Raw genomic sequence first — 23,320 nt, 5'->3', positions numbered from 1 at the left:
CGTCAGGAAGACTTTCCCGGGGTTCCACGAGGTGTTCGCGGAGCTGAGGACACAACTGCCACACTGAAGGGCGTCGGGCGTTGACTTTCAAGCTGGAGGGACCGGTTCTGGAGGGCGCACTGGTGCGCCTGGAGCCGCTGGAGCACCGGCACGCGGCCGATCTGGCGGTGGCGGCGGAGGAGAACCGGGGTACCTACGCGTTCACGTGGGTGCCGAGGGCCCATGAGGTCGGGGAGTACATCGATGCGCAGCTCGGCCGCGCGGCGGCGGGCCTGCTCGCGCCGTACGCCCAGATCTCCCTCGCCTCGGGACGAGCGGTCGGCACCACGTCGTACTGGGACCCGCGCTCATGGCGCACGGACGACCGACTCGACGCCATCGAGGTCGGCTTCACATGGCTCGCGCGCTCGGCCCAGGGAACGGGCGTCAACGCGGAGGCCAAGCTGCTGCTGTTCCGGCACGCGTTCGAGGAGTGGGGCGTCTCGCGCGTCGACCTGAAGACCGACGCGCGCAACAGCCGCTCCCGTGCGGCCATCGAGAGCGTCGGCGCCCGCTTCGAGGGCGTCCTGCGCAACTGGTCCCGCTCCTGGGTACCGGGGGAGGACGGCCGGCTCCGGGACTCCGCGATCTACTCGATCACGGCCACCGAATGGCCTGAGTGCCGAGAGGGACTGGAGCAGCGCGTCGCCGGGTTCCTGGCGCGTGGGAGGGCCCGGTGAGCCGGTACTCGACCCCGTCGCTCCCGGATCGTTCGCCGACGCCCTCCTGACGCGGCACCGACGTACGAGACGTACGAGTCACCAAGCCGTCCGGGCCCTCTCCGGGCTCCGGTACGCGAACAACTCTGCTGCCGAGTAGCGCAGTTGTTCGCGTACCGCCGTCAGTACCGGATCCCCCTCCGAACCCGTCCGCACGGCGGCGAAGACGTTCCGGGACGGCGGCGTGCCCTCGGTGGTCAGCAGGGCCAGGCGGCGATGGGCGTACAGGGGCTGGACCAGGCGGGGGACCAGGGCCACTCCCTGGCCCGCCTCGACCAGGGCGGCCAGCGCGCCCCAGTCGTTCACGGCGTGCCGGATGTCCGGGGTGAAACCGGCCGCCGCGCAGACCGAGCGCGCGACCGCGCCGCAGCAACTGCGCGCGTCGCCGACGATCCACGGGTCGGTGGCCAGCTCGCGCAGTGGCACGCGATCCCGTCCCGCGAGGCGATGGTCGGCCGGTACGGCGATGTCCAGGACGTCCGTGAGGAGGTCGACGCGGCGGTAACGGCCGTCCGTGTGCGGGGGTGCCGCCGCGAAGTCCACGGCCACCGCCACATCGACCTGGCCCGCGTCGAGCGCCGTGAACAGGTCCGGTGGTTCGGCCTCGACGACGTCGACGCGGACGTGGGGCAGGCGTTCGCCGAGGGCGCGCAGTGCCCCGGGCAGGAGTCCCAGGATCGCGCTGGAGAAGCAGCCGATCGTCACCGATCCGCGCCCGCCGTCCCCGTACGCCGCCAAGTCGGCCCGCGCCCGCTCCAGTTGGGCGGCGATCAGGTCCGCATGGGCCAGCAGAACGCGCGCCTGCCCGGTCAGCCGTACGCCCCGCCCGTCCCGCTCCGTCAGCGGGACGCCCGCCTCGCGGGCCAGCGCCGCGATCTGCTGCGAGACCGCCGACGGCGTCAGGTGCAGCGCCTCGGCGGTCCTCGCCAGGCTGCCCCGGCGCTGGAGTTCGCGCAGGACGGTCAGGCGGCGCAGATCGACAGTGAAGGAATCGCTTACCTCTCCCACCCTGAAAGATTAACTGGACCTGCTGATCGGTCATCGGAAACCATCGGTCCCATGAGCACGAACGACACCAGGGAAGCTCCGCACACCACCCCGGAGCCCCCGCGCGCCTACCTCATCCTCCACGGCTGGCAGAACCACCGCCCCAAGGGCCACTGGCAGCACTGGCTGGCCGACCGGCTCACCGCACTGGGCCACCACGTCACCTACCCCCAGCTGCCCGACCCCGACGACCCCGATCCGGACGCGTGGCTCGCGGAGCTGGCCCGCCACCTCGACGGGCTGCCGGGAGACGGGGAGCGGGTCGTGGTCGCCCACAGTCTGTCCACCGTGCTGTGGCTGCACGCCGTCGCACGCGGGGTGAAGGGCCTCGACGTGGACCGGGTGCTGCTCGTGGCCCCGCCGTCCGCCTCCTTCCTCGGACGCCACCCGGAGGTCGCCGCCTTCGCCGTGCCCCCGCTCGACGGCCTGCCGCTGCCCGCGCCCACCCGCCTTGTCGCGGGCGACGACGACCCGTGCTGCCCGGAGGGCGCCCGGACCGCCTTCGGGGATCCCCTCGGCATCCCGACCGAGATCATTCCCGGCGCCGCCCACCTCGACCTGGACGCCGGCTACGGCTCCTGGCCCGCCGTACTGGAGTGGTGCCTCGACGCCTCCACCCGCCTCACGGCACGTCCGGCGTAGCTCCGTCGGGCAGATCCGGAGCCGCCCCGTCGCGCGGATCCGGCGTCCAGGGGCCGGACGTCGATCAGGGTGCGCGTCAGGCTCATGAGCGGGCGGCCGGGTGCGGCTCGGGCTGATTCACCGGGCGGAGGCTAACCGCATGCCCCCGCCCACGCCAACGAATTACGACGCGCTTACGCCGACTCGTTCAGCAACCGGGCCAGATGCTCCCGCCCGGGCCCGAGCAGCTCCGGAAGCGGCGCCGCCGCCTCGTACCACCGCTTCTCGTACTCCCAGCACAGCCAGCCGTCCCAGCCGTGGCGGGAGAGGACGTCCACGCACTCGGTGAGCGGCAGGACGCCGGAGCCCAGGGGAAGCGGGGTGGTGTCGTCGGCGGACGCGATGTCCTTGACCTGGACGTAGCCGAGATACGGCGCCAGGGCCGCGTATGTCTCCTGCGGCTGTTCCCCGCCCAGCCAGGTGTGCATGACGTCCCACAGCGCGCCCACGTGACGGTGGCCGACGGCGCCCAGGATGGGGAGGGCGTCGGCGCCGGTGCGGTGCGAGTCGTGGGTCTCAAGAAGGATCCGTACGCCCAGGTCGGCGGCGTGCTCGGCGGCGGTGGCCAGGCGCCGGGCGGCGGTGGCGTCGGCCTCCTCGCGGCTCTGCCCGGTGCCGGCGCCCGGGAAGACGCGGACGAACGGGGCGCCCAGATCGTGGGCGAGGTCGACGAGGCCGCGGATCTCTTCGAGCACGGGAGCGTCGTCACCCGGCGCGGCGGCGCGCGCGTACCCCGCGAGCCCCAGGATCTCGACCCCCGCCTCCTTGAACCCGGCCGCCACGTCGGCCCGTTCGCCCCGGTCGATGCCGGGGTGCACCGGCTCCTCCGGGTGTGCGCGCAGCTCGACGCCGTGGTAGCCGTGCGCGGTCGCGAGCCGCAGCACCTCCGGTACGGGCAGGCCGGGGACGCCGAGGGTGGAGAACGCCAGCTTCATGTTTTGGGACCCTACTCGCCCCTCGCCTCCGCCGCCTCTCCTCGTCGATCGGGCGTTCCGTCAAGCAGTGGCGGCGTCGACGCGCGCGGGCTGTTCCGGCAGGAGAGGCGGCCGCCCCTGAGTCCAGACGGCCCGGACCGCGACCCGGCTGAAGCGCCAGCCGTCGGGGGTGCGGCGCAGGTCCGCCTCGTAGTGGCCGCCGACCGTGAAGAGGGTGCCGTCGTGGTGGACGTGGGTCATCAGGGCGTTCCATGAGGCGGTGCCCCGACCCGTCCCGGCATCGACATCCAGGAGGATCCCGGAGGCGATGTGCTGCGTACGGTCGTAGCGCCCGAGCGCCTCCTCCGCGGCCCGGACGGCCTCGGCGCCCTCGGTGGTCCCGAGGGGGGTCTCCATGCGTGCGTCGGCGGTGCCGAAGTCGTTCATCCACCCGGGGGCGAACTCGCGTGCGTCGAGTGCGCGGAAGAGGCGGTGGACGAGGGTGTGGATGGCTGTGCGGTCGCTTTCGGTGGTCATGAGGAGAGCGTCGTACCTCAAGCGAGGTTGAGGTCAAGGGGTGAACGGAGACGGCACCGGGACAGTCGGTGCACTGTCTCCGTCGGAACCGGGTGCTGCCCGGGGTGAGCGTGCCCGCCGGGACGTCGTGTCAGACCACGGCGAGTCGGTCCACCAGCAGCTCCACCCTCGGCTCGGCGTCCTCGGGCAGCAGGCGGCCCGCGCGGGTCAGGGTCGCCAGGCCGTGCAGGGACGCCCAGAACACCTCGGTGAACAGCCCCGGTTCGACGCCGTCCCCGGCGACCTCGGCGAGGCTCTCCAGCAGGGCGGCGAAGGCGTCCTTCAAAGGCTCCGGGGTGTCCTCCTGCGCGTACGCCAGGCCGCCGTCGAGCTGGAACAAGGCGTCGTAGACCGCCGGGTTGTGTGCGGCGAAGTCGAGGTAGGCGTGGGCGAGGGCGGTGACCCGGGCGCGCGGGCCGTCCGCGGCGGAGGTCGCGGCCCGCACCGCTGTGGCCAGTTCGGCGGCCCCCTGAAGGGCGACGGCGCCGATGATCTCGCGCTTGCCGCGGAAGTGGCTGTAGAGGACGGGCTGACTGTATTCGATGCGCTCGGCGAGCCGACGGGTGGTGACCGCGTCCCAGCCCTGCTGCTCGGCGAGTTCGCGGGCTGTCGCCACGATGAGGCGCTCGCGGCTGGCCCGTTCGCGCTGTTTGCGTTCCTGTACCGACATGACCCGATCCTAGCACCGCTAGACATTCAAGCGATAGCAGTGCTAGCGTCACCTCATCAGCTAGCAACGCTAGATGTTGGGAGGGGTCAGCATGCTCAACGCACTCGAGGTCGTCACCACCGTGATCGTCGGCCTGATGGTGGGGGTGGAGTTCTCCGTCGCCTTCGTCATGAACCGGATCCTGGACGCGCTTCCCGAGGACAGCGGCCAGCTCGGCCACGCCCACGGCGGCCGGATGCTCGGCGCCGTCATGCCGTTCTGGTACATCGGCTCGCTCGTCCTCAGCGCGATCTGGGCCGTCGCCGGATGGCACCACCACGGCGCCGGACTCGTCGTCACCGCCGCCGGCCTGCTGATCGTCAGCGTGGTCATGTCGATGCTGCTGCTCGTCCCGATCAACAACCGGAACAAGACGTGGACCCCCGACAACCGGCCCGCCGACTGGAAGCAGCAGCTGCACCGCTGGGACCGCTACCACTACGTCCGCGTCGCCGTCATCATCGCCGCCTTCACCCTGCTCGTCGCCGCCCTCGCCTGACCCCGCGGGCCGACGCCGCGCCGGTGGCGCACGATCCCCACTCCCCGGACGGCAGCAGGCCACCGAAATCCCGACATCCGGGCGTGCGACTGCCGCTCAGAGCCCACAACCGCGATCCCGGCAAGCCGCGCCTGCGATCCCGGCAAGCCGCGCCCTGCGATCCCGGCAAGCCGCGCCCCTCGATCAGCCGCGTCCGCGCGGCCTGATCAGGCCCCACGCGACTCAGCAAGCTCCACGAAGCTCACCAAGCCGACGAAGACTCGCAAGGAGAAGAACGAACGATGTCGCTGAAGAAGATCAACACCGTCCTGGCTGCCGCCTTCATCCTCTTCATCCTCTGGTTCGGGTCGGAGTTCATCCTGAGCCCGGAGGCGACGGCGCCGAGCTTCGGTCTGCCGAGCTGGCCGTCCGGCGACGGCGGCGGCTTCCTGATCATCAAGGGAATCCGCGACGTCGTCCTGGCCCTGGTCCTGGGCATCCTGCTGGTGACGGGCCACCGCCGGGCGCTGGGCTGGGTGCTGCTGGTGGAGGCCCTCGCCGCGTACGGCGACATGGCCACCGTGCTGGCCCACCACGGCTCCGTGGCCACCGCGCTCGGCGTCCACTGCCTGACCGCGACACTGATGGTGGTCAACGGCCTGCTGATAATGCGCGAGACCCGCAAGGTCGCGGCCGCTCCGGCAACGCCGGCCCCGCAGCCCGCCTGACGCCACCTTGGCGCAGGACATGCCTTCCGGCGCGGTGAGCCCCTGGCGACGTTCAGGCCCGCGGCGCCCCCGTCGACCCCCGCACCATCAGCTCCCCCCGCACCGTGGCGATCCCGCCCGGCGGCGGCTCCTCACGGCCCATCGCGATGCGCCCGGCCCGAGCGCCCGCCTCCGCCAGCGGCAGCCGTACCGTCGTCAGCGCCGGTACCGCGTCGATCGAGAACGGGAGGTCGTCGAAGCCGGCCACCGAGACGTCGTCGGGGATGCGCAGGCCCGAGTCCCGCAGCGCCGCACACGCGCCCAGCGCCACCGTGTCGTTCGCCGCCACGACCGCCGTCAACGACGGCTCCCGGCGCAGCAGCTCCAGCGTCGCCTCGTAGCCGGAGCGGCGGTCGTAGCGACCGTGCACCGTCAGCCGGGGGTCGTCCTCGATCCCCGCCGCCGCGAGGGCCGCCCGGTGCCCCTCCAGCCGGTGCCGGGTCGTCGTGCGCTCCTCCGGGCCCGCGATGTACCCGAGCCGCCGGTGTCCGAGCCCGATCAGGTGCTCGGTGAGCCGCTGCCCGCCCCCACGGTTGTCGAAGGTCAGCGCGATCGCCTCGGGGGCGGGCGGCCGCCCGCACAGCACCACGCGTGTCCCCGCGGCCGCGAGCTTGCTCAGCTTCGCGTTCACGGCCTCCACGTGCGCGGTGTCCTCCACCGCGCCGCCGGTCAGCACCACGGCCGCCGCCCGCTGCCGCTGGAGCAGCGTCAGATACGTCAGTTCCCGCTCCGGTGAGCCGCCGGTGTTGCAGACCACGCCGAGCCGCTCGCCGCCGGCCCGTCCCCCCGGGCCCCCGATCTCCGCCTGGATCGCGCTCGCCATGATCCCGAAGAACGGGTCCGCGATGTCGTTCACCAGGATCCCGACCAGGTCGGAGGTGGCCGCCGCGAGCGCGCTCGCCGGGCCGTTGAGGACGTAGTCCAGCTCGTCCACGGCGCGCAGCACCCGCTCCCGGGTGGAGGCCGCCACCGGATAGTTCCCGTTCAGCACACGCGACACGGTGGCGGGCGACACCTGCGCGCGCGCCGCCACGTCCGCCAGGGTCACCGTCATCGTCGTCGTCCTCCGGTCGCGTGTCTTGTCTTACTCAGGGCAGGAATGCGTCTGTGCGGGTTGCGTCCGTGCGGGTTGCGTCTGCGCGGGTTCGCACACGTCTGCAGAGATCCATCTACAGCTCTCCGGACACTCGTGTACAGGCCCCCGGTTCTCGTTGTTCGACGGATCGACCAAAACGTTCGACGGATCGACCGAAACGTCACGGTTCGATCCGAGCCACGCGGACGCCCGCCGCCGTCCGGTATCCGCAGTGTCACCTGATGTGACGTTGTGACGTTGTATACGGAAACGCGCGTCTTCGTCGCCCCCGTGCTCTTGTCCGATCCGCCGCACAGAGGCTAGCGTCTCACCGTATAGAAAGCGCTTGCTGTCACGCTCACCCGTGAGCGTACGCGGCGCCGGACGCGTACGAAGGGAACGACGTGACACGCAAGACGGTGCGCATCGCCATGAACGGCGTGACGGGACGCATGGGCTACCGCCAGCACCTCGTCCGCTCCATCCTGGCCATCCGCGAACAGGGCGGCCTCGACCTGGGCGACGGCACCGTGCTGTGGCCCGAGCCGGTCCTCGTCGGCCGCCGCGAGCACGCCCTGAAGGCGCTGGCCGAGCGGCACGGCCTCGACCACTGGTCGACGGACGTGGACGCGGTCCTCGCCGACCCGGACGTGGAGATCTACTTCGACGCCCAGGTCACCTCCGCCCGCGAGGAGTCGATCAAGAAGGCGATCGCGGCGGGCAAGCACATCTACACGGAGAAGCCGACGGCGACGGGCCTGGAGGGCGCCCTGGAGCTGGCCCGGCTCGCCCACGAGAAGGGCATCAAGCACGGCGTCGTCCAGGACAAGATCTTCCTGCCCGGCCTGCTGAAGCTGAAGCGCCTCATCGACGGCGGGTTCTTCGGCCGGATCCTGTCGGTCCGTGGCGAGTTCGGCTACTGGGTCTTCGAGGGCGACTGGCAGCCCGCCCAGCGCCCCTCCTGGAACTACCGCGCCGAGGACGGCGGCGGCATCGTCGTCGACATGTTCCCGCACTGGGAGTACGTGCTGCACGAGCTGTTCGGCCGCGTGAAGTCCGTCCAGGCCCTCACCGCCACCCACATCCCGCAGCGCTGGGACGAGAACGGCAAGCCCTACGACGCCACAGCCGACGACGCCGCGTACGGCATCTTCGAGCTGGAGGGCGGCGCGATCGCCCAGATCAACTCCTCCTGGGCCGTGCGCGTCAACCGCGACGAACTCGTCGAGTTCCAGGTGGACGGCACGGAAGGCTCGGCCGTCGCCGGGCTGCGCAAGTGCCGCGTCCAGCACCGCTCCGCCACCCCGAAGCCCGTCTGGAACCCGGACATCCCCGCCACCGAGGTCTTCCGCGACCAGTGGCAGGAGGTGCCGGACAACGCCGAGTTCGACAACGGCTTCAAGGCCCAGTGGGAGCTGTTCCTCAAGCACGTCTACGCCGACGCGCCCTACCACTGGGACCTGCTGGCCGGCGCCCGTGGCGTCCAGCTCGCCGAACTGGGCCTGAAGTCCTCGGCCGAGGGCCGCCGTCTCGACGTACCGGAGATCTCCCTGTGACCATCCGACTCCCGGACTCCAGCGGGCGGCTCCGGACGTACGAGCCGCGCCGCGAACCCCTCGCCCTCTCCGCCGGCACCCCTTTCACCGCCCGTACGGTCTTCTCGGCGGCCCACGTCGTCGCCGACCCGTACGCGGACGTCTCCCCCGACTCGCCCGCTGCCGTCGACTGGGACGCCACGCTCGCCTTCCGCCGCCACCTGTGGTCGCACGGGCTCGGTGTGGCCGAGGCCATGGACACCGCCCAGCGCGGGATGGGCCTGGACTGGGCGGGCGCGGCGGAGCTGATCCGCCGTAGCGCCGCCGAGGCCAAGTCGGTCGGCGGCCGTATCGCGTGCGGCGTCGGCACCGACCAGATCACCGCCGGCTCCCTGGAAGAGATCCGCGCGGCGTACGAGGAACAGCTCGCCGTGGTCGAGGAGGCGGGCGCGCAGGCGATCCTGATGGCCTCGCGCGCGCTGGCCGCCACGGCCAAGGGCCCCGAGGACTACCTGGAGATCTACGGCCACCTGCTGCGCCAGGCCGCCGACCCGGTGATCCTGCACTGGCTCGGCCCGATGTTCGACCCGGCCCTCGATGGCTACTGGGGTTCGAGCGACCTGGACGCGGCCACGGACACGTTCCTGGAGGTCATCGCGGCCCACCCCGACAAGGTGGACGGCATCAAGGTCTCCCTGCTGGACGCCCAGCGTGAGATCGACCTGCGCCGCCGTCTCCCGCAGGGCGTGCGCTGCTACACGGGCGACGACTTCAACTACCCCGAGCTGATCGCGGGCGACGAGCAGGGCTTCAGCCACGCGCTGCTCGGCATCTTCGACCCGTTGGGCCCGCTGGCCGCGCAGGCGGTACGGGTCCTGGACACAGGCGACGCCAAGGGCTTCCGGGAGCTGCTCGACCCGACGGTGGAGCTGTCCCGCCACCTGTTCCAGGCGCCGACCCGCTTCTACAAGACGGGCGTCGTCTTCCTGGCCTGGCTCGCGGGCCACCAGGAGCACTTCACGATGGTCGGCGGCCTCCAGTCGGCCCGATCCCTCCCGCACTTCGTCAAGGCGTACGAACTCGCCGACGGTCTCGGCCTGTTCCCGAACCCGGAGCTGGCGGAGGAGCGGATGAAGACGCTGCTGTCCCTTTACGGAGTGGCCCGATGACCAACGCGGCGCTGGAGCGCTTCTCCATCAACCAGATGACGGTCAAGCAGTTGTCGCTTCCGGAACTGGTCGACGGCTGCCTGGAGTTGGGGGTGCGGGGCGTGGGCCTGTGGCGGGAGCCCGTCCAGTCCTACGGCGTGGAGGCGACGGCCAAACTGGTCCGCGACGCGGGGCTGGCGGTGACCACGCTGTGCCGGGGCGGCTTCTTCACGGCGATCGACCCGGACGAGCGGGCGGCCGCACTGGCCGATAACCGCCGGGCCATCGACGAGGCGGCCACCCTCGGCACGGACACCCTGGTGCTGGTCTCCGGCGGCCTCCCGGCCGGGTCCAAGGACCTGCACGGCGCCCGTGAGCGCATCGCGGACGCGCTGGCGGAGCTGGGTCCGTACGCGGAGCAGCATGGCGTGAAGCTGGCCATCGAGCCGCTCCACCCCATGTACGCGTCCGACCGCTGCGTGGTCTCCACCCTCGCCCAGGCCCTGGACCTCGCGGAACGCTTCCCCGCACACCAGGTGGGCGTAACCGTGGACACGTACCACATCTGGTGGGACGACACGGCGCCGGAGCAGATCGCCCGCGCGGGCGCGGGCGGCCGTATCCACACCTTCCAACTCGCCGACTGGATCACCCCGTTGCCGGAGGGCGTCCTCAACGGCCGCGGACAGCTCGGTGACGGTGCGATCGACATGCGGGAGTGGAAGGGCTACGTGGAAGCGGCCGGATACGCCGGGCCCATCGAAGTCGAGCTGTTCAACGACGAGTTGTGGGCGCGGGACGGGCGTGAGGTGCTCGCGGAAACCGCGGCGCGGTTCGTAGAACACGTGATCCAATGAGCGTGTGGGTGACACGAGCGCTTCACTGGGACCGCTGACCCTGCACGACGGCCGCTGGGTGGTGGGGGAAGTCCGGCGGCCGGACGGCTGGTGGGTGGAGTTCCGGGAGGACGGGCTCTTCCAACACACGCGGAACTCCGAGGGAGAGCTGATTCCCTGGTCGAGGATCATGCTGGGCATGCGAGTGACCGTGGGCGCCAAGTATCCGTCGAGGTCCTTCTCCATGATGGGGATCTTCGGCGGCGTGCCGGGCCCCTGGAAGGGACACGGCGGCGGTTACCTGCACATGACCCTGCGCCACCCGTACGAGGACTGGGTGGCTCGCTTCGACCGGCATCCCCGCTGGTACTCCGGCTTCGATGTCCTGGGGCTCGAAGAGTTGCTGCGGCAGACCATCGACGCGGGCGAGGCGGACCGGCTCGGCGACCCGGACTGGCTGGGCCCCGTGGTCGAACGCCTGGCACCGCAGCGGCCCTGGACGGTTCGCGCGATCCGCGAGGCGGTGACGCGGGCGCGGGAGGCCGAGGCGGCCGCATGAGGGCTTCGGCGCGCGCGACTGGATCAGGCGGGATGCTCAGCCCCTGATGTGCCCCTCCCTGACGGCGGTGACGAACGACGTCCAGCCGTCCGCCGAGAAGACCAGGGCCGGACCGGTGACGGCCTTGCTGTCACGGACGGGCACGCCGGCGTGGCCACGGGCGACCTCAAGGCATTCGCCCTGATCGCCGCCGCTGTAGCTGGACTTGTACCACCCCGTGAGGGTGGACGAGTCGGAGACGGTGTACTCATTGCTGACCATGCGCGTGTTCCTCTGCTGCCGCCCCGACGAGGGCCAGTGACTTCTGCTGCGACAGCGCGGCGCTCAGGGCCAGAGCGTAGGCCGTCTGACTACCTCGCCGGTCGGCTCAGTGAGTCCCTGGTGGACGTCAAGCGCATCGCGGAGAGCAGAGGAGCACGGCCGGCACGGGCTGAATCCCCCCCCGGACGAAAAATTCTGAGAAGGCGCGCAACCCTTCCCGGCCCCTGTGTGTCGTACCTGACATCAGAACTTCTGGGGGGAGATCTGGGGGGATCGCGGGGGTTCTGATACGGAGGGGGAGACCGAGGGGGCACGGTCAACGGACCGGGCCCCCTCGAAGCTGTTCAAGGAAGTTCTTCGGGCGGGCTGCTCCTGGGGCGGCCGCCCGGCCGGCGCTGTTCGCCCCGGCTGCTCCGAACCGGCCACTCGGAATCCGAACCAGTCACTCGGAAAGAGTCCTCCTGACCGACAGTGACGCCAGGGAACGACCGAATCAGGCGTTGCCTCTGTGACGGCCGTCACCCACGCTGCTCCCGGGGCGGGCGATGTCGACTCGGGGGGCGGTTTCGTGCTGCGTATCCACTTCACGCCTGAGGACTTCGCACGCATCCGCATGGCAAGCAGCCCCGACCCGCTGTGGGAGATCACCTGTAGCCTGCACCGGCTTCAGACCGCGCGAGGCCGCTGGGCCTACGCCGACTGGTACCGCGACACCCGGGACACCCTCGCGGGCACATCGCTCGGTGAGGCGGTGCGCCGGCTGCTTGTCCCCGTGCTGCCCCGGGCGCGCTATTTCCCCGACTTCCTGACCCCGCACGAGTCCGTGGACGGACTGGACCGCGGACTCGCGGCGATCGTCGACACACCGCCCACGCGGGTCGCCCACGAGGTGGGCATGCTGGCCCGGGTCAGCGGCGCCCCCGCCTGGGCCCCGAGACTGGTGGAACGCGAGACCCGTGAGGAACTCGTCAAGGTCCTCCGTGCCTACCACGACGCCGTCATCGCCCCGCACCAGGACCGCCTCCGCGCAAGCATCGGCGGCGAGCGTGCCCTGGGCGCCCGCGAGGCGCTCGACACCGGCATCGAGGGACTGCTCGGCGGCCTGTCGCCCGCCATGCGCTGGCGCCCACCGGTCCTCCAGGTGGACTACGTCGAGGACCGGGACCTGTATCTCGGCGGACGCGGGCTGCGCCTCGTCCCCTCCTACTTCTGCTGGCAGGCGCCGATCGCCCTGGCCGACGACACGCTGCAGCCGGTGCTGGTGTATCCCCTGCGCGCCGCCCGGCTCCCCGCGCCGGCCTTCCCTTCCGATGCCTCCCTCGCGGCGCTGCTGGGTCGGACCCGCGCGGCCGCGCTGCGGGCTCTCGCCCTCGGCGCGACCACGTCGGAGCTGGCGCGATTCCTGGGCATCTCTCCCGCCACCGCCACGCATCACACCACGGTGCTGCGCGACGCGGGCCTGATCATGAGTCAGCGCTCGAACAACACCGTGCTGCACACCCTCACGCCGCTCGGAGCGGCGATGCTCCGCCGGACGCTGATGTCCCCGTCCGCAGGGCCGGTCGCGCGCGTCGAGCTGTAGTCGGTCGAGTTGCTCATCAGCCGAGTTGTCGTCAGCCGAGTTGTCGTCAGTCGCGTTGTAGCCAGTCGAGTTCTGGTCACTCGGCACAGCCTCGCGATGCCCGCCGCCTGACGCGGTTCGCCTCTTCGATCGCCTCTTCAGTCCCATGGGCCTCGTGCGTACCGCCGGAGCAATGGCCTCCGCCGCTCGGCCCGCGACTTTCGAGGCTGCTCGAAGGTCGTGGTCCCGCCTGGGCCTGCTCTGCGAGCGTTTCCGGCGAAGCACCCCGGGCGGGGCAGCCGTCCCGCCCGCGATCACCGTTCAAGGGGGAAAATCCATGAAGAGAGCCATCGCCGCCGGCGCGTTCGCGCTCGTCTCCGCCGCGACCTGTCTGGTGCTCGCTCCGACGGCGTCCGCCGCGCCGAACGCCTGCGTGACCTCGACGCTGACCACCGGCGGCTACGAAGGCGTCGGCACCATCGTCCGCAAGTCCTCCACCAGCAGCTGCGGCGACCTCAACCTCACCTACTCGGACGACTCGACGTCCCCGTACGGGGACTACTACGCCGGCCGCCTGCGCAACTCCAGCGGTGTCTGGCACACCTGCAGCAAGGGCTACGTCTGGGCCTCCGACGGCAGCCACAGTGTCAACGACTCCACCTACTGGCTGTGCACCGACGTCAACGACAACACCCCGTTCACGGTGGCGAGCCAGCTCGACGGCGGCGACACCGTCCGCATCACGCACTGACCTGGCTCCGTGCCCCGCGGGGGTGCCGTCGGCCCGTTCCGGCTGACGGCCCCCCGTCCACCGGAAGGAGAGGAGTGATCCGGATGGTCCGTCAGGCGAGTCCCGGCCGGATCGTGGCCCGTGTCGCGACCGCGGCGGCCGCCGCCCTGCTCACCGCCTGCTCGGCGAGCCCCGCCCCGTCGGCACACGGCTCGTCGCCCGAGCCCCTGACCCCGGCCTCCCTCAGCCACGCCCTGCCGCCCGACCCCGTCCGCATGGTGCTGCCCGCCACCGGCGCCGAAACCCGCTGGACCCAGGGCCTGGACGTCTTCGTTCGGCAGGTGGGGCGCACCGTCGAGGCCTCCTGCGCCCGCCAACAGGGAATCGCCCTGCCCGCGCAGGCCCCGCTCGCGTTCATCCGGTACTACGACCTCCCCGACCTGGACTTCATCGCCCGGCACGGGACGAGCGAGAGCGCCCCGGTGCCCACCCCGTCGGCGCGGCCCGCCGTGGCCGCCCGTGCCGGCAGCCCCGCCGCGATCAACCGGTGCCGCACCGAGGGACGGACCGCCGCCGACGCGCTGCGCGGCACCTACGCCGAGCTCCAAGGACAGTGGTTCGGCGAAGTCGCTTCCCTGCGCCGCGATCCCCACACGCTCCGGGCCCTGCGCACCCTCTCGCGCTGCCTCGCCGGTCACGGCATCCAGGCCCGTGACGAAAACGCCTTCTTCGCCCTCTCCGACGCCCGGATGCAGACTGCGGCGCCTGCCGAACTGGCGGGCGCCGAGCGCGAGGTCGGGCGGGCCTACGCCGACTGCATGCGCCCGGTCGAAGCCGTCCGCGAACCCGCCCGCCTGCGCCTGCGCGCCCGCTTCCTCGCCGACCACGCCGACGAGATCCGCGAGCTGCGCAGGACGCTCGTGCCGTTGCTCCACCGCGCCGAGGAACAGCACGGCGTCCGGCTGGCCTTCCCCGCGCCGTGACCGGCAGTCCGGCCCTGGGCCCAGACGCCGAACTCCCGCCTGCCCGCCCTCTGGGCGGACGACGGGAGTTCGACGGGAGTCGGACGACGGGACCTAGAAGAACACCCCGCAGCGCAGCAGCACGTTCGCGTACGGGCGGGCCTCACCCGTGCGGACGACCAGGCGGGCGTGCGCCGTCAGTTCCTTCAGCTTCTCGTGCGAGACCAGTTCCAGGTTCGGGAAGCGGGAGTCCAGCAGCGCGGACGCCTCCGGGTTCGCGTCCCGGACCTCCTCCGCCGCCGTGGCGCCCTCCACCACCAGTTCGGCCAGCAGGCCGTCCAGGACCTCGGCGAAGGACAGCACCCCGGCGCGGAACGACAGGTCCACCACCTTCGGGCCCGCCGGGATCGGCATGCCGACGTCGCACACCAGCACCCCGTCCCCGTGCCCCAACTCGGCCACCGCACCCGCGAGATGACGGTTCAGGATTCCGGCCTTCTTCACAGCGCCTCTACCTCCTCGGCAGTGGGGTACGACTCCTGCGCGCCGGGGCGGGTGACCGCCGCCGCGCCCACCCGCGCCGCGTACGCCGCGGCGTCCGGTAGCGACGAGCCCGTACCGAGCCGCCACGCCAGCGCCGCCGTGAACGCGTCGCCCGCGCCCGTGGTGTCCACCGCTTCCACCTTCACGGACGGCACACGGGTCATGGACTGGGCGTCCGCCACCAGCGCGCCTTGCGAGCCGAGCGTCACCACGACCGAGCGGGGGCCGAGCGCCAGCAGCGCGGCGGCCCACTCCTCGGGGGTGCCGGCCGACTCGCCGCCCGTGATGACCTGCGCCTCGTGCTCGTTGACGATCAGCGGGTCGCAGGCGGCGAGCACCTCGGCGGGCAGCGGCCGGGGCGGCGACGGGTTCAGTACGAAACGGGTGCCGGACGGCAGGTTCCGTACGACCTCCTCGACCGTCTCCAGCGGGATCTCCAACTGCGCCGAGACCACGCGGGAGGCGCGCAGGAGGCTGTCCGAGGCCCGGACGTCCTCCGGCGCGAGTTTTCCGTTGGCTCCCGGCGAGACCACGATGCTGTTGTCCCCGGACGGGTCCACCGTGATCAGAGCGACCCCGGTGGGAGCCCCGCCGGTGAGGATGCCGGCGGTGTCGACGCCGGCCGCCCGCAGGGAGTCGCCGAGCAGCCGGCCGTGCGCGTCATCGCCGACCCGGGCCAGCAGCGCGGTACGGGCTCCCAGCCGGGCGGCGGCGACGGCCTGGTTGGCGCCCTTGCCACCCGGATGGGTGACCAGGTCGGAGCCGAGTACCGTCTCGCCGGCCGCCGGGCGGCGGTCGACGCCGATCACCAGGTCGGCGTTGGCCGACCCTACGACCAGCAGGTCGTAGCCGTGCATCGTTGTGTTTCCTTACGTCGGTTCGTCGTCCTCTTCGAGAAGGACGTCGGGCTGGTTGAGAAGGACGTCAGGAGGAGAACTCGGCGACGTTCGTCTTGGTGACGACCTTCACCGGGACCTTGACCGTGGTGTCGATCTTCTCGCCCTTGGCAGCCTTGACGGCGTTCTCCACGGCCAGCTGGCCCAGCAGCTTCGGCTGCTGCGCCACCGAGGCGAACAGCGTGCCGCCCTTGACCGCCGTGAGGCCGTCCGGCGTGCCGTCGAAGCCGACGACCTTGACCGACTTGCCGGCCTTGCTGCCCAGGGCCTTGATCGCGCCGAGCGCCATCTCGTCGTTCTGCGCGAAGACGCCGTTCACGTCCGGGTGGGCCTGGAGCAGGTTGGTGGTGACGTCCAGACCCTTGGTGCGGTCGAAGTCGGCCGGCTGCGAGGCGACGATCTTGATGCCCGGGTAGGCCTTCAGGCCCTCGGTGAAGCCCTTGCCGCGCTCGTTGGCGGCCGAGGTGCCGGAGGTGCCCTGGAGGACCAGGATGGTGCCCTTGCCGCCGAGCGCCTCGGCGATCGTCTTGGCCGCGAGCTTGCCGCCCTCGACGTTGTCCGATGCGACGGTGGTGGCGACCTCGGCCTTGTTGACGGTGCGGTCGGCGGCGACGACCGGGATCTTCGCGTTGTTGGCGGCCTTGACGGACGGGCCGGCGGCGTCGGAGTCCACCGGGTTGACGATGATCGACTTCACGTTCTGGCTGGTGAAGTTCTGGATCTGGTTGGCCTGCTGGGAGGCGTCGTTCTGGGCGTCGGTGACGGTGAGGGAGACACCCTCCTTCTTCGCCTCGGCCTGGGCGCCCGCCTTCAGCTGCACGAAGAAGGGGTTGTTGAGGGTGGAGACCGACAGGCCCACCTTCATGTCGGAGGAGCCGGACGAGCCGTTGTTGCAGGCGGTGGCGGTGAGGGCGAGCGAGGCGATGGCGGCCACGGTGAGCGAGATCTGCTTGGTGCGCATGACTGTTCCTTGCGGGTGCGGGTTGATTCCGGGGGGAAGGGCGGAGGGACGAGGTCGGTTACGCGCGTCGGCGAAGCGTGTCCACGAGGACCGCGAGCGCGATGACGACGCCGATGACGACCTGCTGCCAGAAGGCGGAGACCGACAGCAGGTTGAGGCCGTTGCGGAGCACCGCGAGGATCAGCGCACCGATGAGGGTGCCCGATGCCTTGCCGACGCCACCGGAGAGGCTGGCGCCGCCGATCACCACCGCGGCGATGGCGTCGAGTTCGTATCCGTACGCCGCCTGCGGCTGCGCGGAGGCCAGCCGGGAGGCGAGGACGATGCCCGCCACGGCCGCGAAGCCGCCGGCCAGGGCGTAGATGACCAGCTTCTGGCGCTTGACGCGGATGCCGGAGAGCCGGGCCGCTTCCTCGTTGCCGCCGATCGCGTACATGGTGCGGCCGATGTACGTACGGCCCAGGATCACGGCGGTGATCAGGCCCATCACGATCATCACCAGGACCGGCACCGGCAGCCAGCCGCCGATGGTGGTGCCCAGGTTGGACACCGAGTCGGGGAAGGCGATCGGGCTGCCCTGCGAGATGACGAGGGCCAGGCCGCGGCCCACCGACAGCATGGCGAGGGTCGCGATGAAGGGCGGCAGCTTGCCGAAGGAGATGAGCGCGCCGCTGACCAGGCCGCAGGCGATGCCGGTGGCGAGGGCGAGCAGGACCGAGAGCCAGACCGGGAAGCCCTGGTTGGTGGCGGTCCAGGCCAGGACGGTGGCGGAGAGCGCGGCGACCGAGCCGACGGACAGGTCGATGCCGGCCGAGACGATCACGAAGGTGACGCCGAAGGCCAGGATCGCGGTGACGGCCGCCTGGACACCGACGTTGAGGAGGTTCTGGGTGGCCAGGAAGTCGCCCGACAGGAACGACATCGCCACGGCCAGGACGACCAGCGCGGTGAGGGCGCCGTTGTTGAGGAGCATACGGCGCAGTGCGAGGGCACCACCCGTGTCCGTACTGCTCTTGAGCGTGTCAGTGGCCACGGGAGACCTCCACATCCTTTGCTGCGGTTGCTGCGGTGTTCGTTGTTGCGGTCGCGCTGACGGCCAGCGCCATGACGGCGTCCTGGGTGGCGTCCTGCGCGGCGAGTTCGCCCGCGATCCGGCCCTGGGACATGACCAGGACGCGGTCGCTCATGCCCAGCACCTCGGGGAGGTCGCTGGAGATCATCAGGACGGCGTGCCCGGAGGCGGTGAGTTCGTTGATCAGCTGGTAGATCTCGACCTTGGCGCCCACGTCGATGCCGCGGGTCGGCTCGTCGAGGATCAGCACCTTGGTGTCGGCCAGTAGCCATTTGCCGATGACGACCTTCTGCTGGTTGCCACCGGACAGGGTCCGTACGTGCTGGTGCAGTCCGGCCATACGGACCTTGAGCTGTCCGGAGATCCGGTCGGCGGCCCGTCGCTGCCCGGCCCGGTCGACGAAACCGGCGCGGGTGGCGCGGCCCAGCGTGACCAGGCCGAGGTTCTCCTGCACGGTGGCGTCGAGGACCAGGCCCTGACCCTTGCGGTCCTCGGGGACCAGGCCGATCCCGGCGTCCATGGCGGCGTTGACGTCGTACCGGCGCAGCGGACGGCCCTGCACCTCGACGGTGCCGGAGTCGTAGGGGTCGGCGCCGAAGACGGCGCGTACGACCTCGGTACGGCCGGCGCCGACCAGGCCCGCGAGGCCGACGACCTCGCCGGCCCTGACCTCGAAGTCGATGTCGTGGAAGGTGCCGGCCCGGGTGAGTCCGCGGACCTTGAGCAGCGGCGCCCCGGCGTCCCCGCGTTCGCGCGGGTACTGCTGCTCGATGCTCCGGCCGACCATGAGCCGTACGAGCTCTTCCTCGGGGGTGCTCGCCGGGACCTGGTCGACGCTGCGGCCGTCGCGCAGGACGGTGACGCGGTCGCCGAGGGCGGCGATCTCCTCCAGGTGGTGGGTGATGAAGACGATGCCGACGCCGTCGTCCCGCAGCTTCCGGACGATCCGGAACAGCTTGTCGACCTCTTCGGTGGTCAGGACGGCGGTGGGCTCGTCCATGATCAGGACGCGGGCGTCGAGGCTCAGCGCCTTGGCGATCTCGACCATCTGGAGCCGGGCGATGCCCAGTTCGCGCACCTGGGTGCGGGGGTCGACATCGACACCGACACGGGCGAGGAGTTCGGCCGCCTCGGTGTTCATCCGCTTGCGGTCGATGAGGCCGAAGCGGCGCGGCTGGCGGCCCAGGAAGATGTTCTCGGCGACGCTGAGGTCGGGAACGAGGTTGAACTCCTGGTAGATCGTGGCGATACCGAGGCGTTCGGAGTCCTGCGCACCGTGGATGCGCACCTCCTGGCCGCCGACCACGATGCGCCCGCTGTCGGGGCGGTAGGCGCCGGAGAGCATCTTGATGAGGGTGCTCTTGCCCGCGCCGTTCTCACCGAGCAGCACGTGCACCTCGCCCCGACGCAGGTCGAAGTCGACGCTGTCGAGCGCGACCACACCGGGGAAGGTCTTGCGTATGCCTTCGATGCGCAGCAACTCGTCCGGGTTGCTCACGACTGGCTCCTGTTCATTGCGGGGAACGGCTCCATGGGAGCGGGCTGCTCTGGGAGAGCGGGCTGCTCTTGGGGAGCTGGGGGCTCTTGGGGAGCGCGCGGTCCGAGGGGAGCCGGCAGCTCGTGAAGAGCGGGCTCGCCGCACGAGCGACGTACGACGAGACGAGCGGGGAGGGTGACGGACTTGGGGGACCGTCCCTCGATGCAGTCGACCAGCGCGCGCACGGCGGCGTGCCCCAACTCGCCCGTGGACTGGGCGATCGCGGTGATCGGCGGATCGGTGTGCACGAACCACGGGATGTCGTCGAACGCGGCGAGCGCGATGTCGTCGGGGACCCGCAGTCCGCGCGCCCTGATGGCGTCCAGCGCGCCGAGCGCCATCAGGTTGTCGGCGGCGAACACGACCTCGGGCGGCTCGTTCAGGTCGAGGAACCGCTCGGTGGCCCGGCGCCCGCTCTCGGCCTGGAAGTCGCCCTGGCCTATGTACGCGTCCGGGAGGGGAAGCCCGTACGCGGCCATGGCCTGGCGGAAGGCCTCGACGCGCTCGCGGCCGGTCGTGGTCGCCGCCGGTCCCGCGATGATCGCGAGCCGTCGGTGCCCGAGTCCGTACAGATGCGCGACGAGATCGTGGATGGCGGCACTTCCGTCGGAGCGCACGACGGGTACGACGACGCCCTCGATCCACCGGTCGACGAAGACCATCGGGGTGCCGCCCCGCGCCGCGTCCAGCATGAGCGGCGACCCGCCGTCGGTCGGGGAGACGAGCAGCCCGTCGATCCGCCGGTCCAGCAGGGTCCGCACATGGTGGTCCTGGAGGTCGGGCCGCTCGTCGGCGTTGCCGATGATCACGCTGTAGCCGAGCGCGCGGGCCTGCTCCTCGACGGCGCGGGCGAGCTGGGTGAAGTACGGGTTGAGTACGTCGCTGATGACCAGGCCGAGGGTGCGGGTCTGGTCGGTGCGCAGGGACCGGGCGACGGCGTTCGGGCGGTAGCCCAGCACCTCGACGGCGGCCAGCACGCGGGTGCGTGCGTCGGCGCTGACCGACGGGTGGTCGTTCAGGACGCGGGACACCGTGGCGACGGAAACCCCCGCCTCGGCGGCGACGTCCTTGATGCTCGCCATCGTCGGTCCACCTCCTCGTGGATCCGTGGAATCGTTTACACGACTGACAGGAAGGAATTGGAATCGATTACATGGGCATTGAGCAAGGGTCGAGACCGGATTGTGACCTCATGGCCGGAACCGACGGGTGACGCGCGACGGCGGCCGGTCGGCGGCGAACTCCGACTGGGCGCGGTTTTCGGGGTGTTGAGCGTTGTCGGGGCCGACCCACCCCGTCTGTCAGACCTGGGCGGTAGCGTCGGATCATGACCAAGGATGCGAGTCGGGCGGGGCAGGCGGACGCCGGGGAGCGGCGCCTGGCCGTACTGGAGGGCGTGCTCGAACGCATCACGTACGCGAACGAGGAGAACGGATACACGGTCGCCCGCGTCGACACCGGCCGTGGCGCCGCTGATCTGCTCACCGTCGTCGGCGCGCTCCTCGGCGCCCAGGTGGGGGAGTCGCTCAGGATGGAGGGCCGCTGGGGCTCCCATCCCCAGTACGGCAAGCAGTTCACCGTCGAGAACTACACGACGGTCCTCCCGGCCACCGTCCAGGGCATCCGCCGCTATCTCGGCTCCGGCCTCGTCAAGGGCATCGGGCCGGTCTTCGCCGACCGCATCACCCAGCACTTCGGGCTGGACACCCTGAAGATCATCGAGGAGGAGCCCAAGCGGCTCATCGAGGTCCCGGGCCTCGGTCCCAAGCGGACCAAGAAGATCGCCGACGCCTGGGAGGAGCAGAAGGCGATCAAGGAGGTCATGCTCTTCCTGCAGACCGTCCAGGTCTCCACGTCCATCGCCGTGCGCATCTACAAGAAGTACGGCGACGCCTCCATCTCCGTCGTCAAGAACCAGCCCTACCGCCTGGCCGCCGACGTCTGGGGCATCGGCTTCCTCACCGCCGACCGGATCGCCCAGTCCGTCGGCATCCCGCACGACAGCCCCGAGCGCGTCAAGGCCGGTCTCCAGTACGCCCTTTCGCAGTCCACCGACCAGGGCCACTGCTATCTCCCCGAGGAACAGCTCATCTCGGACGCGGTCAAGCTCCTCCAGGTCGACACCGGGCTCGTCATCGACTGCCTGGCCGAGCTGGCGGCACCCCCGGAGGACGACACGGACCCCGGTGTCGTACGGGAGAAGGTGCCCGCGGCCGATGGCGGAGCCCCCGTCACGGCCGTGTACCTCGTCCCCTTCCACCGCGCCGAACTCTCCCTCTCCGCCCAGCTGTTGCGCCTCCTGCGCACGGACGAGGACCGGATGCCCGCCTTCCGGGACGTGGCCTGGGACAAGGCGCTGGGCTGGCTCAAGGGGCGTACGGGGGCCGACCTGGCCCCCGAGCAGCAGGAGGCCGTGCGACTGGCGCTGACCGAGAGGGTCGCCGTGCTGACCGGCGGGCCCGGCTGCGGCAAGTCGTTCACCGTGCGGTCCATCGTCGAGCTGGCCCGGGCCAAGCGCGCCAAGGTCGTGCTCGCCGCGCCCACCGGACGGGCCGCCAAGCGCCTGTCCGAGCTGACGGGCGCCGAGGCCTCCACGGTGCACCGGCTGCTCGAACTGAAGCCCGGCGGCGACGCGGCCTACGACAGGGACCGCCCGCTGGACGCCGACCTGGTGGTCGTCGACGAGGCGTCCATGCTCGACCTGCTGCTCGCCAACAAGCTGGTGAAGGCCGTGCCGCCGGGCGCCCACCTCCTCTTCGTCGGCGATGTCGACCAGCTGCCCAGCGTCGGCGCGGGAGAGGTCCTGCGCGATCTGCTGGCGGACGGCAGTCCGATCCCGGCCGTCCGCCTCACCCGCGTCTTCCGCCAGGCCCAGCAGTCCGGCGTCGTCACCAACGCGCACCGCATCAACTCCGGACAGCACCCGCTCACCGACGGCCTGAAGGACTTCTTCCTTTTCGTCGAGGACGACACCGAGGCGGCCGGGCGGCTCACGGTGGACGTGGCGGCGCGGCGGATCCCGGCCAAGTTCGGCCTGGACCCACGGCGTGACGTGCAGGTTCTCGCGCCCATGCACCGCGGGCCGGCCGGCGCGGGCAATCTCAACGGCCTGCTCCAGCAGGCGATCACCCCCGGCCGCCCGGACCTGTCCGAGAAGCGGTTCGGCGGCCGCGTCTTCCGTGTCGGCGACAAGGTCACCCAGATCCGCAACAATTATGAGAAAGGGAAGAATGGTGTCTTCAATGGCACCGTGGGTGTTGTCACCTCTCTCGACCCGGTCGACCAGCGCCTCACGGTGCTGACGGACGAGGACGAGGAGGTCCCGTACGAATTCGAAGAACTGGACGAGCTGGCGCACGCGTACGCGGTGACCATCCACCGCTCGCAGGGCAGCGAGTATCCGGCCGTGGTCATCCCGGTCACCACGGGTGCCTGGATGATGCTCCAGCGGAATCTGCTCTACACGGCGGTCACCCGCGCCAAGAAGCTGGTCGTACTCGTCGGTTCACGCAAGGCGATCGGCCAGGCGGTGCGCACGGTGTCGGCGGGCCGACGCTGCACGGCCCTGGATTTCAGGCTGTCGCCGCGCCCCCTCGAAGCCTGAGCCGCCCCGCGGGCCGACCCCGGACCGGCCACTCAAAAAATGATCGATCAAATGAGTCGCGAAGGTCACAGAGCACTTCCGGAAGCGGGCGAACGGGGGCAGGATGAGCA

At 71.1% G+C, this 23,320-nt stretch carries 22 protein-coding genes and 2 pseudogenes; 12 read left to right on the top strand and 12 right to left on the bottom strand.

Annotated features, from left to right (window positions below; all coding sequences use genetic code 11):
• Window positions 1-80: 80 nt before the first annotated feature.
• Window positions 81-719 carry a GNAT family N-acetyltransferase gene (locus Q2K21_RS30140; RefSeq protein WP_310777245.1) on the top strand — a complete coding sequence of 213 codons (639 nt, stop codon included), beginning with the start codon at window positions 81-83 and terminating at the stop codon, window positions 717-719.
• A gap of 78 nt (window positions 720-797) precedes the next feature.
• On the opposite strand, the gene Q2K21_RS30135 is transcribed toward Q2K21_RS30140, so the two are convergent.
• A complete protein-coding gene (locus Q2K21_RS30135) occupies window positions 798-1,766 on the bottom strand; it encodes a LysR family transcriptional regulator (RefSeq protein WP_310777242.1) in 969 nt (322 codons plus the stop codon).
• 51 nt (window positions 1,767-1,817) lie between these two features.
• Here Q2K21_RS30135 and Q2K21_RS30130 point away from each other — a divergent pair, with 51 nt between their 5' ends.
• Window positions 1,818-2,447 carry an RBBP9/YdeN family alpha/beta hydrolase gene (locus Q2K21_RS30130; protein ID WP_310777239.1) on the top strand — a complete coding sequence of 210 codons (630 nt, stop codon included), beginning with the start codon at window positions 1,818-1,820 and terminating at the stop codon, window positions 2,445-2,447.
• A gap of 173 nt (window positions 2,448-2,620) precedes the next feature.
• On the opposite strand, the gene Q2K21_RS30125 is transcribed toward Q2K21_RS30130, so the two are convergent.
• From Q2K21_RS30125 to Q2K21_RS30115, 3 genes are all read right to left on the bottom strand, one after another.
• Complete coding sequence (locus tag Q2K21_RS30125; RefSeq protein WP_310777235.1) at window positions 2,621-3,421, bottom strand: sugar phosphate isomerase/epimerase family protein; 801 nt, start codon at window positions 3,419-3,421, stop codon at window positions 2,621-2,623.
• A gap of 60 nt (window positions 3,422-3,481) precedes the next feature.
• Window positions 3,482-3,937, bottom strand: a complete 456-nt coding sequence (locus Q2K21_RS30120) for a nuclear transport factor 2 family protein (RefSeq protein WP_310777232.1) — start codon at window positions 3,935-3,937, stop codon at window positions 3,482-3,484.
• Between the two features lie 130 nt (window positions 3,938-4,067).
• On the bottom strand, window positions 4,068-4,646 hold the full coding sequence (locus Q2K21_RS30115) for a TetR/AcrR family transcriptional regulator (protein ID WP_310777229.1): 579 nt from the start codon (window positions 4,644-4,646) through the stop codon (window positions 4,068-4,070).
• Window positions 4,647-4,737: 91 nt separating this feature from the next.
• Between Q2K21_RS30115 and Q2K21_RS30110 the strand changes: the two genes are divergently transcribed.
• Together Q2K21_RS30110 and Q2K21_RS30105 are read left to right on the top strand one after the other, a co-directional pair.
• Complete coding sequence (locus Q2K21_RS30110; protein ID WP_310777226.1) at window positions 4,738-5,184, top strand: DUF1772 domain-containing protein; 447 nt, start codon at window positions 4,738-4,740, stop codon at window positions 5,182-5,184.
• A gap of 281 nt (window positions 5,185-5,465) precedes the next feature.
• On the top strand, window positions 5,466-5,891 hold the full coding sequence (locus Q2K21_RS30105; RefSeq protein ID WP_310777224.1) for a DUF4267 domain-containing protein: 426 nt from the start codon (window positions 5,466-5,468) through the stop codon (window positions 5,889-5,891).
• Window positions 5,892-5,943: 52 nt separating this feature from the next.
• Here Q2K21_RS30105 and Q2K21_RS30100 read toward each other — a convergent pair whose 3' ends face one another.
• Window positions 5,944-6,984, bottom strand: coding sequence for a LacI family DNA-binding transcriptional regulator (locus Q2K21_RS30100; protein WP_310777221.1), 1,041 nt, complete (start codon window positions 6,982-6,984; stop codon window positions 5,944-5,946).
• Window positions 6,985-7,409: 425 nt separating this feature from the next.
• Here Q2K21_RS30100 and Q2K21_RS30095 point away from each other — a divergent pair, with 425 nt between their 5' ends.
• From Q2K21_RS30095 to Q2K21_RS30080, 4 genes are read left to right on the top strand one after another with little or no spacing between them, the layout of a single operon-like run.
• On the top strand, window positions 7,410-8,561 hold the full coding sequence (locus tag Q2K21_RS30095; protein ID WP_310777219.1) for a Gfo/Idh/MocA family protein: 1,152 nt from the start codon (window positions 7,410-7,412) through the stop codon (window positions 8,559-8,561).
• Window positions 8,558-9,709, top strand: a complete 1,152-nt coding sequence (locus Q2K21_RS30090) for a dihydrodipicolinate synthase family protein (RefSeq protein ID WP_310777216.1) — start codon at window positions 8,558-8,560, stop codon at window positions 9,707-9,709. Before Q2K21_RS30095 ends, Q2K21_RS30090 begins: the two co-directional genes overlap by 4 nt.
• Window positions 9,706-10,545: a sugar phosphate isomerase/epimerase family protein gene (locus tag Q2K21_RS30085; protein WP_310777214.1), complete on the top strand. Its 840-nt coding sequence runs from the start codon at window positions 9,706-9,708 to the stop codon at window positions 10,543-10,545. Before Q2K21_RS30090 ends, Q2K21_RS30085 begins: the two co-directional genes overlap by 4 nt.
• A 4-nt stretch (window positions 10,546-10,549) precedes the next feature.
• The gene (locus Q2K21_RS30080; protein ID WP_310777211.1) at window positions 10,550-11,083 is read left to right on the top strand and encodes a hypothetical protein; all 534 of its coding nucleotides are present in this window, start codon (window positions 10,550-10,552) and stop codon (window positions 11,081-11,083) included.
• Between the two features lie 36 nt (window positions 11,084-11,119).
• On the opposite strand, the gene Q2K21_RS30075 is transcribed toward Q2K21_RS30080, so the two are convergent.
• Window positions 11,120-11,344 carry a DUF397 domain-containing protein gene (locus Q2K21_RS30075; RefSeq protein WP_310777208.1) on the bottom strand — a complete coding sequence of 75 codons (225 nt, stop codon included), beginning with the start codon at window positions 11,342-11,344 and terminating at the stop codon, window positions 11,120-11,122.
• 568 nt (window positions 11,345-11,912) lie between these two features.
• On the opposite strand from Q2K21_RS30075, the gene Q2K21_RS30070 reads away from it, so the two are divergent.
• From Q2K21_RS30070 to Q2K21_RS30060, 3 genes are all read left to right on the top strand, one after another.
• Window positions 11,913-12,926 (top strand): ArsR/SmtB family transcription factor, encoded by a 1,014-nt coding sequence (locus Q2K21_RS30070; RefSeq protein ID WP_310781327.1) that lies wholly within the window; start codon window positions 11,913-11,915, stop codon window positions 12,924-12,926.
• A gap of 316 nt (window positions 12,927-13,242) precedes the next feature.
• Complete coding sequence (locus Q2K21_RS30065) at window positions 13,243-13,656, top strand: hypothetical protein (protein ID WP_310777205.1); 414 nt, start codon at window positions 13,243-13,245, stop codon at window positions 13,654-13,656.
• Window positions 13,657-13,739: 83 nt separating this feature from the next.
• Window positions 13,740-14,618 carry a hypothetical protein gene (locus tag Q2K21_RS30060; protein ID WP_310777202.1) on the top strand — a complete coding sequence of 293 codons (879 nt, stop codon included), beginning with the start codon at window positions 13,740-13,742 and terminating at the stop codon, window positions 14,616-14,618.
• A 93-nt stretch (window positions 14,619-14,711) separates the two neighbouring features.
• Here Q2K21_RS30060 and rbsD read toward each other — a convergent pair whose 3' ends face one another.
• From rbsD to Q2K21_RS30035, 6 genes and pseudogenes are all read right to left on the bottom strand, one after another.
• The gene (rbsD, locus tag Q2K21_RS30055; protein ID WP_310777199.1) at window positions 14,712-15,101 is read right to left on the bottom strand and encodes a D-ribose pyranase; all 390 of its coding nucleotides are present in this window, start codon (window positions 15,099-15,101) and stop codon (window positions 14,712-14,714) included.
• Window positions 15,098-15,997, bottom strand: a complete 900-nt coding sequence (gene rbsK, locus Q2K21_RS30050) for a ribokinase (RefSeq protein WP_310777197.1) — start codon at window positions 15,995-15,997, stop codon at window positions 15,098-15,100. Before rbsK ends, rbsD begins: the two co-directional genes overlap by 4 nt.
• A gap of 67 nt (window positions 15,998-16,064) precedes the next feature.
• A pseudogene (locus Q2K21_RS35945) lies at window positions 16,065-16,928 on the bottom strand (D-ribose ABC transporter substrate-binding protein); the annotation flags it as partial.
• Between the two features lie 130 nt (window positions 16,929-17,058).
• Window positions 17,059-18,030 (bottom strand): annotated as a pseudogene (locus Q2K21_RS35940) (ABC transporter permease); the annotation flags it as partial.
• A complete protein-coding gene (locus Q2K21_RS30040; protein WP_310777194.1) occupies window positions 18,020-19,567 on the bottom strand; it encodes a sugar ABC transporter ATP-binding protein in 1,548 nt (515 codons plus the stop codon). The pseudogene Q2K21_RS35940 and the gene Q2K21_RS30040, both read right to left, overlap by 11 nt.
• Window positions 19,564-20,688, bottom strand: coding sequence for a LacI family DNA-binding transcriptional regulator (locus tag Q2K21_RS30035; protein WP_310777191.1), 1,125 nt, complete (start codon window positions 20,686-20,688; stop codon window positions 19,564-19,566). The genes Q2K21_RS30040 and Q2K21_RS30035 overlap by 4 nt, the downstream gene beginning before the upstream one ends.
• 245 nt (window positions 20,689-20,933) lie before the next feature.
• Here Q2K21_RS30035 and recD2 point away from each other — a divergent pair, with 245 nt between their 5' ends.
• Window positions 20,934-23,210 (top strand): SF1B family DNA helicase RecD2, encoded by a 2,277-nt coding sequence (recD2, locus tag Q2K21_RS30030; protein ID WP_310777188.1) that lies wholly within the window; start codon window positions 20,934-20,936, stop codon window positions 23,208-23,210.
• Window positions 23,211-23,320: the final 110 nt, after the last annotated feature.

It is taken from the genome of Streptomyces sp. CGMCC 4.7035 (assembly GCF_031583065.1).
GTDB classification, from domain to species: domain Bacteria; phylum Actinomycetota; class Actinomycetes; order Streptomycetales; family Streptomycetaceae; genus Streptomyces; species Streptomyces yaanensis.
This window is presented reverse-complemented; position numbering and strand designations above follow the sequence as displayed.

Excerpts from the sequence above, each read along its gene's own strand:
- Q2K21_RS30130 (WP_310777239.1), top strand. The coding sequence starts at position 1,818 with ATGAGCACGAACGACACCAGGGAAGCTCCGCACACCACCCCGGAGCCC.
- Q2K21_RS30125 (WP_310777235.1), bottom strand. The coding sequence starts at position 3,421 with ATGAAGCTGGCGTTCTCCACCCTCGGCGTCCCCGGCCTGCCCGTACCG.
- Q2K21_RS30120 (WP_310777232.1), bottom strand. The coding sequence starts at position 3,937 with ATGACCACCGAAAGCGACCGCACAGCCATCCACACCCTCGTCCACCGC.
- Q2K21_RS30115 (WP_310777229.1), bottom strand. The coding sequence starts at position 4,646 with ATGTCGGTACAGGAACGCAAACAGCGCGAACGGGCCAGCCGCGAGCGC.
- Q2K21_RS30110 (WP_310777226.1), top strand. The coding sequence starts at position 4,738 with ATGCTCAACGCACTCGAGGTCGTCACCACCGTGATCGTCGGCCTGATG.
- Q2K21_RS30105 (WP_310777224.1), top strand. The coding sequence starts at position 5,466 with ATGTCGCTGAAGAAGATCAACACCGTCCTGGCTGCCGCCTTCATCCTC.
- Q2K21_RS30100 (WP_310777221.1), bottom strand. The coding sequence starts at position 6,984 with ATGACGGTGACCCTGGCGGACGTGGCGGCGCGCGCGCAGGTGTCGCCC.
- Q2K21_RS30085 (WP_310777214.1), top strand. The coding sequence starts at position 9,706 with ATGACCAACGCGGCGCTGGAGCGCTTCTCCATCAACCAGATGACGGTC.
- Q2K21_RS30075 (WP_310777208.1), bottom strand. The coding sequence starts at position 11,344 with ATGGTCAGCAATGAGTACACCGTCTCCGACTCGTCCACCCTCACGGGG.
- Q2K21_RS30065 (WP_310777205.1), top strand. The coding sequence starts at position 13,243 with ATGAAGAGAGCCATCGCCGCCGGCGCGTTCGCGCTCGTCTCCGCCGCG.
- Q2K21_RS30060 (WP_310777202.1), top strand. The coding sequence starts at position 13,740 with ATGGTCCGTCAGGCGAGTCCCGGCCGGATCGTGGCCCGTGTCGCGACC.
- rbsK (WP_310777197.1), bottom strand. The coding sequence starts at position 15,997 with ATGCACGGCTACGACCTGCTGGTCGTAGGGTCGGCCAACGCCGACCTG.
- Q2K21_RS30035 (WP_310777191.1), bottom strand. The coding sequence starts at position 20,688 with ATGGCGAGCATCAAGGACGTCGCCGCCGAGGCGGGGGTTTCCGTCGCC.
- recD2 (WP_310777188.1), top strand. The coding sequence starts at position 20,934 with ATGACCAAGGATGCGAGTCGGGCGGGGCAGGCGGACGCCGGGGAGCGG.